The 10,630-nt window shown below is 41.3% G+C and carries 10 protein-coding genes and 1 other RNA gene; 8 read left to right on the top strand and 3 right to left on the bottom strand.

Going from position 1 to position 10,630, the window contains the following annotated elements:
- Window positions 1–8: 8 nt before the first annotated feature.
- Window positions 9–467 (bottom strand): division/cell wall cluster transcriptional repressor MraZ, encoded by a 459-nt coding sequence (mraZ, locus tag V7783_RS15950; protein ID WP_335679560.1) that lies wholly within the window; start codon window positions 465–467, stop codon window positions 9–11.
- A 507-nt stretch (window positions 468–974) separates the two neighbouring features.
- Here mraZ and V7783_RS15945 point away from each other — a divergent pair.
- The 4 genes from V7783_RS15945 (at window position 975) to V7783_RS15930 (ending at window position 5,381) form a co-directional block, all read left to right on the top strand.
- Window positions 975–1,316, top strand: a complete 342-nt coding sequence (locus V7783_RS15945; protein ID WP_335679559.1) for a DUF883 domain-containing protein — start codon at window positions 975–977, stop codon at window positions 1,314–1,316.
- Window positions 1,317–1,322: 6 nt separating this feature from the next.
- Window positions 1,323–1,775, top strand: coding sequence for a hypothetical protein (locus tag V7783_RS15940; protein WP_335679558.1), 453 nt, complete (start codon window positions 1,323–1,325; stop codon window positions 1,773–1,775).
- A 3-nt stretch (window positions 1,776–1,778) separates the two neighbouring features.
- Window positions 1,779–2,036: a hypothetical protein gene (locus V7783_RS15935; RefSeq protein ID WP_335679557.1), complete on the top strand. Its 258-nt coding sequence runs from the start codon at window positions 1,779–1,781 to the stop codon at window positions 2,034–2,036.
- A 345-nt stretch (window positions 2,037–2,381) separates the two neighbouring features.
- Window positions 2,382–5,381: a bifunctional diguanylate cyclase/phosphodiesterase gene (locus V7783_RS15930; RefSeq protein WP_335679556.1), complete on the top strand. Its 3,000-nt coding sequence runs from the start codon at window positions 2,382–2,384 to the stop codon at window positions 5,379–5,381.
- Between the two features lie 142 nt (window positions 5,382–5,523).
- On the opposite strand, the gene rnpB is transcribed toward V7783_RS15930, so the two are convergent.
- Window positions 5,524–5,886, bottom strand: an RNA gene (rnpB, locus tag V7783_RS15925) — RNase P RNA component class A.
- Window positions 5,887–5,929: 43 nt separating this feature from the next.
- On the bottom strand, window positions 5,930–6,787 hold the full coding sequence (gene rsmI, locus V7783_RS15920; protein WP_335679555.1) for a 16S rRNA (cytidine(1402)-2'-O)-methyltransferase: 858 nt from the start codon (window positions 6,785–6,787) through the stop codon (window positions 5,930–5,932).
- 62 nt (window positions 6,788–6,849) lie between these two features.
- Here rsmI and V7783_RS15915 point away from each other — a divergent pair, with 62 nt between their 5' ends.
- The 4 genes from V7783_RS15915 to dolP are packed head-to-tail and all read left to right on the top strand — an operon-like array spanning window position 6,850 to window position 10,287.
- Entirely contained in the window at window positions 6,850–8,727 is a 1,878-nt protein-coding gene (locus V7783_RS15915; RefSeq protein ID WP_335679554.1) for a penicillin-binding protein activator, read from the top strand.
- Between the two features lie 33 nt (window positions 8,728–8,760).
- Entirely contained in the window at window positions 8,761–9,132 is a 372-nt protein-coding gene (locus tag V7783_RS15910; protein ID WP_335679553.1) for a YraN family protein, read from the top strand.
- A 1-nt stretch (window position 9,133) separates the two neighbouring features.
- Window positions 9,134–9,721 (top strand): SIS domain-containing protein, encoded by a 588-nt coding sequence (locus V7783_RS15905; protein ID WP_064667843.1) that lies wholly within the window; start codon window positions 9,134–9,136, stop codon window positions 9,719–9,721.
- Entirely contained in the window at window positions 9,721–10,287 is a 567-nt protein-coding gene (dolP, locus tag V7783_RS15900) for a division/outer membrane stress-associated lipid-binding lipoprotein (protein WP_335679552.1), read from the top strand. Before V7783_RS15905 ends, dolP begins: the two co-directional genes overlap by 1 nt.
- Window positions 10,288–10,630 lie beyond the last annotated feature (343 nt).

Raw genomic sequence — 10,630 nt, 5'->3', positions numbered from 1 at the left:
TTGTGTGATCAGAGTGAGAAGTTATCTAAGTCTGGTGTAGATTCAAATTCACCGAGTCGTTCTATTTCGGTGTCTTGACGCATTTGCTCATGCCAACGCTCTTCATCCCAGATCTCAAATTTATTCATCAAACCAACCAACATGATTTTTTTGCCTAAATCTGCATGAGCCCGTAACGATGGCGCCAGCAAAATTCGGCCATTTTTATCTAATTGGTATTCAGTTGCGTTACCTAACAACATCCTTTGCATGCGTCGAGCGCGTGGATTCATATTAGAAATTTTAGCAAGGCGATCTTCTATATCTTGCCATTGCGCGAGTGGATACAACCACAAACAAGGCTCGTTCAGTGCAACGGTACAGATCACCGTGCCCTGATCTTCAGACAACAAAGTATCTCGGTACTTAGTAGGTACCGCAAACCGTCCTTTGTCATCCAAACTGAGCGAACTCGCGCCACGGAACATAAAAAGCCTATTCTAAAAGTTGATAATTAATCTATTTTGATTAATTTGATCCAATTTGATCCACTAAAAACCACTTTTTACCACAGTGCTCCAGTTTAGGGCTTGACAAGCGGTTTTGTCAAGTCGGTAAAATCCTATTATTGACTGTGAAAGCCAGAAAAAATAAGGCCTCACGCAAAGCTACTGAATTACGTGGGAAAAAGTGGATAACTTCAAAAAAAATATTTTATTCTCAGATAAAAACAAATAAACGCAGTGAAGTGATTAATGAATAATCAATGAATAGTTACAAAATAAACAGTACTAAATACCTACTCACCAGCGCTTGTAAAATTTACGCGATCGTTTTGCAATAGTTACTTAAAACGCTGTTATTTTAAGCATGGAAATTTTAAATGAAAAAAATAAACCCATGATTTTAATGTGAAATTTTTTGAAAGCAGAACTGGTACGAAGGATGCAGCAAGTATTGCACTATTTAATTTTAATATTTAAGGAATGATTATTATGGCTACTTCAACATCAAGTACTAATTCAGCTTCAGCAGCTAACAAGAAAGTGGAAGATCTTGCACCTCATACTGATGCACCACTAACTGATAAAGCAACTTCAGCAGCGCACCTAGCGGTTGACGCGCTTTCTTCGAGAGCAGCAACAGCAGAGCAAGGTATCCGCCATGGTGCAGCCAGTTCAGCTGAAACACTGTCTGAAAAGCAAAAAATAGCACGTGAAAAATTGACCGAATACAGTGGTAAAACACGTCAACTAGCGTCAGAAAACCCGCTTGCAACAGCAGGTATTGCATTTGCCGCTGGTATGCTAGTTACTGCGCTACTACGTCGCAAGTAGGTAGTTATGCAACAAGACACTGATCTTAAAGATAACCAACATCAGGATCAGGCCACTGATCCTGCACAGCAAAGTGCAGATCAGTGGCAAGATCACCTCGCTAAACTAACTCAATATGGTGAACAACTTTATCAGGACTATCGCCAGCAAGCAGGTATTTGTAGGGAGTTAGCCAGTGCTGAATGGCGACTATCAACTCGCTCGTTAGCACTGACAATTATTTTGTTAGTTAGTTTTGCAGGTGGCTTGGTACTTTTATGGGCAGGCTTACTAGCCACACTTGGCTTAGCTATTTTTGCCTTTAGCCAATCAATATGGCTCAGTGCCCTGTGCTTAATTAGTTTGCAATTGATTTGTTTATTTTGGTTGTGGAAAAACATTGGCTATATCAGCAGTAAGATTGGCTTTGATAAAACCAGCCATAGCATTAAACAATTGCTCAATATTTCCAAGGAGTGATAAATGCTGATTGATTATTTTATTCTCAAACCAAATCGGAAAGTGGCTCATTTAACTCAAAAAATGAACACCATACAAAGTTTAAAGCAGCAACATCATCAAGCTTTAAATTACCGACTAAAACGCTTTGCGGTAACCAAAGTGGGTATTGCTAGTGCATTTACAGCTGGTGCAGGTTATCAAGCATTAAGCGGTAGCAGTGGCAAAAGTAATAAACTCTCTCAGCTTGGCCAGTTTAGTTGGTTACTCCGCTTGCTATAAATTTTTACTATATGAATTTTATAGCAAGCAAATTAGCCTGTTACTTATAAAAATTTACTGCTATCCAAGCTCATAACCTATTCATACTCATTCTATTAATCACTTACTTCTCATTGCTTTAATCGATAAATGAGGAAATTTCATTAATTATGTTTAAAGCAGCTTTTCATTACCCAGTTTGTATATTAAATTAACCTTATAATAGATATGGTTATTTAGGCAATTTTTGGCTACAATTTTGGGCCAAAAGTACATTAAAAAGATGCAATTATTTTTACTCTATCGTTAAAACATCGATTGTACCGCTTGTTTATTTTATTAAGCTTGCCTGGACTTATCGTAATTTTGTTTAGCCTCTGGCATGCAAAGGAAACTGCGCTGCAAGAAAGTCGGCAGCAGGCTTTAACGATCGCCAAACAACTTGCTGAACAACAAACCGAGCTATTAAGAGAAATTGAAAACTTTACGGTGCAATTAGCGCTGTTAAGAAACGTGGACGTCACCAGCAGTAACCAAGGCTGCCCTGATTATTTGTCGAAAATACAAAAATTAAAACCTGAAATAGCCAATATCGGCATTGTTAATTTACAAGGCGATGCGACCTGTATTATCAAAGGCCGTGCAGATATCAACATTGCGGACCGCGAGTATTTTCAAAATGCCATAGCAACAAAAAGCTTTGCTATTGGCTTTTTCCAAAATGATCGCAGTATGAATATTCCCTCAGTCAACTTCGCTTACCCTTTAATAGATCAGCACCAGCAAGTATATGGCGCGGTTGTTAATGTGATCACTTTAGACTGGTGGAGCCAAGAACTGGCTAATTTTCATTTACCATCAGATGCCTTAGCAGTTATAACAGATGATAATGATCGTATTATCGCTAACTACCCAAACGATCCATCACGCTTTGGTAAAAACATTAGTATTTATGGCTTTAACTCTAACTTACCAATGTTGAGTAGCACCATTGATTTGCAAGGTATTAATCATGTTCTGCACAGTAAAACCATGTATCAAGATGCCACCGAAAATAGCTTAAATGTCTATGTTGCCATACCATTTAATGACGCTATCAACGCCGCTAATCAATTATTTGTGAACACCTTAATCGCCTTTATCGGTATGATTATAGTCTTATGTATTTTTGCCTATATAAGTTTAAAACGTGATGTATTTAAGCCAATAGCGCGCCTTACACACGCAATTGGGGAGCTCGCTACAGGTAAACTCCCAAAACAGTTTCCGCTTAATAGCTCAGAGCTCAGTACGCTTTACTCACATTTTAAAGAAATGGCAAAAACTCGCCTAGCGGCGGAAGCGAATGTAAAACGCCAACACGATGAGTTAAGTAGCTTATTAAATGCCCTACCTGATAGCTATATTCGCATCAATGTCCACGGTGACGTACTTAACTTAGGTGGCAATATTGCACTGTTAAACCCAGCAAACTTTAAGCGCACTAAATTACACCTTAGAGAGCTGTTTGACGAAGAAAGAAGTCGTCTTCTATTAAGTCGCTTGCCGACAAAAAACGACACCTCGCAATTTGAGTTACCAGTGCCAAATAGCCCAACCGAACAAATATTTGAAATGCGTATCAGCGCTCAATCCAACAGCAATGAATACACAATTGTAGTGCAAGATATTAGCCATCGAAAACATGCTGAAAAAGCCTCCCACTTAGCTTCATTAGTGTACTCCAACAGCAGTGAAGGCATGGCAATCACCGATCCCAATGGCCTGATACTCGACGTAAACCCAGCTTTTTGTGCCGTCACCCTTTATAGTAAAAGTGAAGTCATCGGCAAAAGCACCTCAATATTAAGTTCAGGCAAGCACAGCAAAGCGTTTTATCACGCAATGTGGTTACAACTTCAAGAAACAGGCCGCTGGCAAGGCGAAGTAATAAACCGTCGTAAAAATGGCGAATTGTTTACTGAATGGCTGACTATCGATACTGTTTACAACGAACACCATGAAGCACAGCGCAGGGTGGCTATTTTTACTGATATCACCGAGAAAAAAGCCGCAGATGAATTAATTTGGCATCAAACTCACTTTGATCATTTAACCAATTTACCGAATAGAATCGAACTCAAAAAGCGTTTAAATCAATACTTAAATAACGCATTAAATCCTGATGAACCACTGGTGATCATGCTCCTCGATGTTGATCATTTTAAAGATATAAATGACACCTTAGGTCATTTTTACGGTGACGAATTGCTTAAATTAATCGCCATACGTTTGCAGCAAGAAATTGTTGATATTGAGTTTATTGCACGTATTGGTGGTGATGAATTTGTGATAGTACATGCTAAGTTGGTCACTGAAGAACACATCAAAAAAGTAGCCAACGACATCCTTACTACAATGACAAAAGCATTTACACTCGAAGGCGAAGAATTGCATATTGCCACCAGCATCGGTATCGCTATTGCGCCCACAGATGGCAATAGCTCAGAGCTGCTATTAAAAGCTGCCGATCAAGCTATGTATCAAGCCAAACAAAATGGTCGCAATGGCTTTGAGTTTTTTAATCTCAATTTACGTGAACAAGCACAAGCGCGCATGGATTTACTTAAAAATATGCGCAGCGGTATTGAGCAACAACAGTTTGATCTTTATTACCAGCCTATTGTGAACCTTGATTCTGGGCATATTCATAAAGCGGAAGCCCTGATCCGCTGGCAACACCCGACTCGCGGCATAATTAGCCCCGCAGAGTTTATACCTTTAGCCGAAGAATCTCGCTACATCAACCCATTAGGACAATTTGTATTTACTCGAGCATTACAAACCCTAACGATTTTACGAACACAGGTTGATGCAGACTTCCAACTTAGTATTAACGTCTCGCCGGTGCAATTTAGTTGTCTTGATAGTGGTATTGATCTGTGGCCAACGCTATTAAAAGACGCTAACTTGCCACCAAGTGCAATTGTCGCCGAGATCACCGAAGGGTTAATGATAGCGCCCGAACAGCTCACTCAACAGCGCTTAAAATCACTGGTAAAATCAGGTATGGAATTAGCACTGGATGACTTTGGTACTGGCTATTCATCCCTTGCCTACTTACAACAAATGGACGCCGATTATTTAAAAATTGATAAATGTTTTGTTGATCATATTCAAGCGGGCAATCAAGATCTTGCGTTATGCAAAGCCATTATCACTATGGCCCACCAGTTTGGTTTAAAGGTCATTGCCGAAGGCATTGAAACCCCAGAGCAACAACAATTACTACTCGGCTTAGGCTGTGATTATGGCCAAGGCTATCTATTTTCAAAGCCATTACCCGAACAAGAATTTTTAGCACTAGTGAAAGCAATTAAGCAATAGTGATTATGTAATAGATTATGAGGTGTTAATCGACTTAATTGGAAACTCACTTTTGTGATCTGACAACTGATAGCTAAAATCTGATAGCTTGTTTGAAGCACAAAAAAGCCCACAGTGTTAACTGCGGGCTTTTTTGTTGAATGAGTGAGTCAGCCGTATAAGCCGGGTTCTGTCCTTTCCGAAGAAAGTGATAATCATTCGTCTAGGCCATAAATCGCTCTATGGCTCAAGCAACCTACCCGGTTCCAACGTGGGCCACGCCATAAGGAACCCTATTTGGTCTTGCTCCGGGTGGAGTTTACCTTGCAACCAACTATTGCTAGTGGCCCGGTGCGCTCTTACCGCACCCTTTCACCCTTACCAACCGAAGTTGGCGGTCTCCTCTCTGCTGCACTTGTCGTAGGCTCACGCCCCCCAGCCGTTAGCTGGCACCCTGCCCTATGGAGCCCGGACTTTCCTCCCCCTGCGCATTTTCGTTGCAGGCAGCGATCATCTTGGCTGACTCGGCGCGCAGTATACCTGAGCACAGACTTATGTGCAGTAAAGATTTAGCCTTTTTCGTCAATAATTGTTTTATATAAGGCGTTTTTCTTCATACCGAAATAATCAGCGACAATTCCACAGGCTTTTTTCATTGGCATTTCATTTTCAAGTAGCGCTAACATTTTACGCGCTTCTGGCGGAATATCATCAACCTGCTTAGGATTACCAGGTAACATAAGCACAATTTCACCGCGTTGCTTAGTTGGATCGTCGGTTAAAAACTGCTTTAGTTCGCTGACTGTGCCATTAAAAAACGTTTCAAAGGTTTTGGTGAGCTCTTTGGCGAATACCACTTGTTGTTCACTACCAAGGGCAATCTCTAAGTCATCTAGGCTTGCCATAATGCGATGGGTACTTTCGTACATAATACTGGTTATGTTGGAATTAACCGCTTCAATAAAAAAGTCTTGGCGCGCTTTGCTTTTTGCAGGGGTAAAACCAATAAACTGAAAGCGATCCGTTGGTAAACCTGAACAACATACAGCTGTTATGGCGGCGCATGCTCCTGGTATGGGGGTGACATGTGCGCCTTGCTCACGGCATAAGTTTACAACTGCATAGCCGGGATCACTAATAAGCGGTGTGCCAGCATCAGAAACCAGTGCTATATTTAAACCTTGGTTGAGCTGGTCAATAATTTGTTGCGCTTTTTGTTTTTCATTATGATCATGTAAAGCAAAGGTTTTAGCTTTAATGCCAAAGTGACTGAGCAGCTTACCGGTATGGCGCGTGTCTTCAGCAGCGATTAAGTCTACTTGCGATAATGTCGCGATTGCACGCTGACTTAAATCGTCAAAATTGCCGATTGGGGTGGCTACAATGTAAAGAGTGCCGATTTTCTGTGAATTCTCCTCATTTAACATTGAGGTCTCCTGCGTCAGTCAGTAATATAAGCAAATCGCGTTTAACGTATTGGGAAATCATTGTGCGACTTAAACTTGTTAGTCTAGTTATCATATTGTCAGGGTTATCGGCCTGTAGTACAACCGAAAAACCGACTAAAACCACTGAAAATCTCAGTTCAGCGAATAGCACGTCACAAATTCAAGCGACTGATGCACAATCACTGTACCAACTAGCTTTAAATCGCCAAGGTGCAGACAAAATTCAACTCCTTTATAGCGCACGCGATGCCGCTATCACCGAGCAGCAATGGCCGCTACTAGAGCTAGTATGTACTGAATTAGAACGTACTCCAAGCGTAGACCAAGTGCAAAATAAGCTGTATATCGCTTTTGCACAAAAACAACAAAATAAGAATACAGAAGCGCTGGAGATTTTAGCCAGTTTAGACAATCAACTAACTCAGCCTGAACATTTTGCTTGGCACCAATATTTAACCGCCAGTGTGTATGCGTCACAAAATTTACCTAAAGAGGCCATGACTTATTTCTTTCACGCCTCTGAAACCGCCAGTAAAAATAATTTAACGATCCCACAACTCAACAAAGATCTATGGCAAAATCTACAACAATTATCATCCTATGCGCTGGAGCGCTTTAATCGCGGCTCTGTGGTACAACAAGGCTGGGTTAATTTAGCACTTTATCACCAAGTGTATTTAGGTGCGCCGGTAGAACTTGATCAAGCGATTAATAATTGGCAGCGCCGCTACCCTGGACACCCTGCAATTGATGTCTTACCGAAGAAAGTGGCCGAGTTAATGGCGATTGAGCCGCTTAAGATTGAGCGCTTAGTGGTGTTACTGCCGCAATCTGGCGCGAATGAGCGCTTAGGTGATGCCTTAAAAGCAGGCGCATTAGCTGCGTTAGATAATGCATCAATTGGTGAAACCATTTTTATTGACGAAATGCTCAGCCCTGCAGAGATTTCGGCAAAGCTACTTGAAATACAACCCAGTTTTATAGTTGGGCCGCTACTTAAAGGTAATATTGATAAGCTTGCAGTTAGTAAAACATTACTTGATTACCCTGTTTTACACTTAAACTCTTATGATGGTGAACGCCAATCTGCGCAACATTTTTTCTTTGCGCTAAACCCTGAGCACGAAGTACAACAAGCTCTGGAGCACTTTTTAACAGTTGGCTACCAAAAACCTCTGCTTTTAGCACCGAACAATAGTGCAGGACAACGCTTAGTTGATTTTTTCAACATGCAATGGCAGCGCTATAGCGAAACCGCTCCACAAGTCGGGCTCTATAATGATAAAAAAGATATGCCTACCACCATTGTTAGCCTGCTCGAAGTAGATAAATCAAAAGAGCGAATTGCCACTGTTAAAGCATTATTTAAACAAGAAGTAGAGAGTGAAACTCGCTCTCGCCGCGATATTGATGTTATTTATATTCTTGGTGATGCGATAGAAACACGGCTGATAAAACCGTATTTAGATGTCAATGTTAGTACCTTTGCTGATCGCATACCTCTTTACGCCAGCTCAAAAAGCCATAGTAAACAAATTGATAGTACGGATAAAGGCGATCTTGATGGATTATATTTTACTGAACTGCCATGGATGCTCAGCGGGCAAATAACCGATCATGCCCTGCGTCAGCAATATAATTCACTGTGGCCTGAGCAAGCCGATATAAGCCAACGTTTATTTGCTATGGCGTATGATTCGGTGGCGATGCTAGGTAATATTACGCAATTAAGTATGATCCCAGGTAAACGATTTAATGGTTTAACCGGTCAATTAAGCATTACCAGTGATGGACAAGTTAGTCGCAACCTAAATTGGGCACAGTACAAAGACAGTCAGATCCAAGCCGTGCAATTAGAAACAACAGCGCCGCTGCCCCTATTCATGCAGTCAGCGACTACCATATCAGACAGTGAGTAGTTACTAGCTAATTTATAAAACAAGGATGTGGTCATGTCGTGGTTTAAACAGCTGTGGCAAAATAGCCGAGAGAAAGGCCAGTATTATGAGCTAGAAGCTCAAAAATACTTAGTGACGCAAGGGTTAATACCAATAGAGCGTAACTATAACTGCCCTTACGGGGAGCTAGATGTAATAATGCGCGATGGCAAAACCTTAGTGTTTGTGGAAGTGAAATTTCGCAGTAGTCATGTTAAAGGTGGCGCACTCCATGCTTTAGGTAAACAAAAGCAGGAACGTTTAAAGCGCACCATTTACCATTATTTAGCAGCTAAAAAGCTGAGTGATCAAGCTATAAGAATTGATTTTGTCGCTATAACCGGCGAAGCATCGCAACAACTTAATTGGATAAAAAACGTATTTTAATATGCAAGATACCATTAAAGAAATTTTCACAGAAAGCATTCAAGTACAAATCGCTGCAGGTGAAGTACTCCCTAGCGCCTTAGAAGCAGCTGCATTTACTATAGCGCAAAGTCTGATCAATGGTAACAAGTTGATTTGTTGTGGCACTGCAAGCTGTCACATGCTTGCTCAGCATATGGCTGGCGTATTGATCAACTATTACGAAACCGAGCGCCCTTGCTTGCCTGCGATCGCGCTTTCTCAAGAACATATTAATCTTGGTCAAAGTAATCAAAGTGACGACCAAGAAACCTTCGCTCGCCAAATTCGTGCCTTTGCTCAACAAGGCGACTTACTACTAGTGCTAGCAATCAATGGTAATGAAAAAAACATCATCAGCGCTGTTGAAGCGGCACTTACCAAAGATATGAAAGTCATTGTGTTAGTTGGTGATGATGGCGGTGAATTAGTCGGTTTATTAGGCGCTAATGATGTAGAAATACGCGTGCCATCAAAACGTCCGAGTCGCATTATAGAGTCTCATTTGGTTAATCTTCATTGTTTAAGCGAACTCGTCGACTTAACCCTATTCCCACAGGAAGAAAATTAATGTTGAAACAATCTCTTATCGTTATCAGTACCGTTTTATTATTACAAGGTTGCGCCGCGGCTGTGGTTGCAGGTACCGCCGGTGCCGTTACTGCGGCCAATGATCGTCGCACTATTGGTTCGCAAATAGATGATAGCAATATCGAAATCAAAGCTGGAGTGGCAATAAACGATGTGCCTCGCCTTGCTGATCATGCCAATATCAGCGTGGTTAGCGTTAATGGTATCGTACTACTAGTTGGGCAAGTAGCTAATCAAGAAATGAAAGACGAAGCTCAGCGTGTCATTGAGGGCCTGCCTGCTATACGTAAAATACATAACCAGCTGCGCATTGGCTCTAACATTAGCATGAGCACCCAGACCCACGATTCTTGGTTAACCTCAAAAGTAAAAACGCAATTACTCACCACTGACAATATCAGCAGTAACAATATCAAAGTGGTAACTGAGAACGGTGAAGTGTTTTTAATGGGCTTAGTGTCTGATGCCGAGTCAAACACAGCCGTAGACGTTGCTCGTAATGTATCTGGTGTAGAGCGTGTAATTAAAGTATTTGAATATTTGTAAAGGTATCAGGTTCGAGGTTCGAGGTTCGAGGTTCGAGGTTCGAGGTTCGAGGTTCGAGGTTCGAGGTTCGAGGTTCGAGGAATTAAAAAGCCTTGCAGTTAATATCGCAAGGTTTTTATGGCTGTAGGCGCGAGTTTACCTCGCGCAGCTCTTGGCATTAAACCAATCTTAAAATCATAACGTAGGAAATGGCTTTAGCCATGAATGGTATAAATTTGCGCGGCATAAAGCCGCACCTACGCAAATCCAAATACCAATGCCAACCCGTAGGCGCGAGTTTACCTCGCGCAGCTCTTGGCATTAAACCAATCTTAAAATCATAACGTAGGAAATGGCTTTAGCC

It is taken from the genome of Pseudoalteromonas sp. (genome assembly GCF_036960685.1).
Taxonomy (GTDB): Bacteria; Pseudomonadota; Gammaproteobacteria; order Enterobacterales; family Alteromonadaceae; genus Pseudoalteromonas.
The sequence above is the reverse complement of the archived record's forward strand: the minus strand, read 5'-3'. Positions and strand labels throughout refer to the sequence as shown.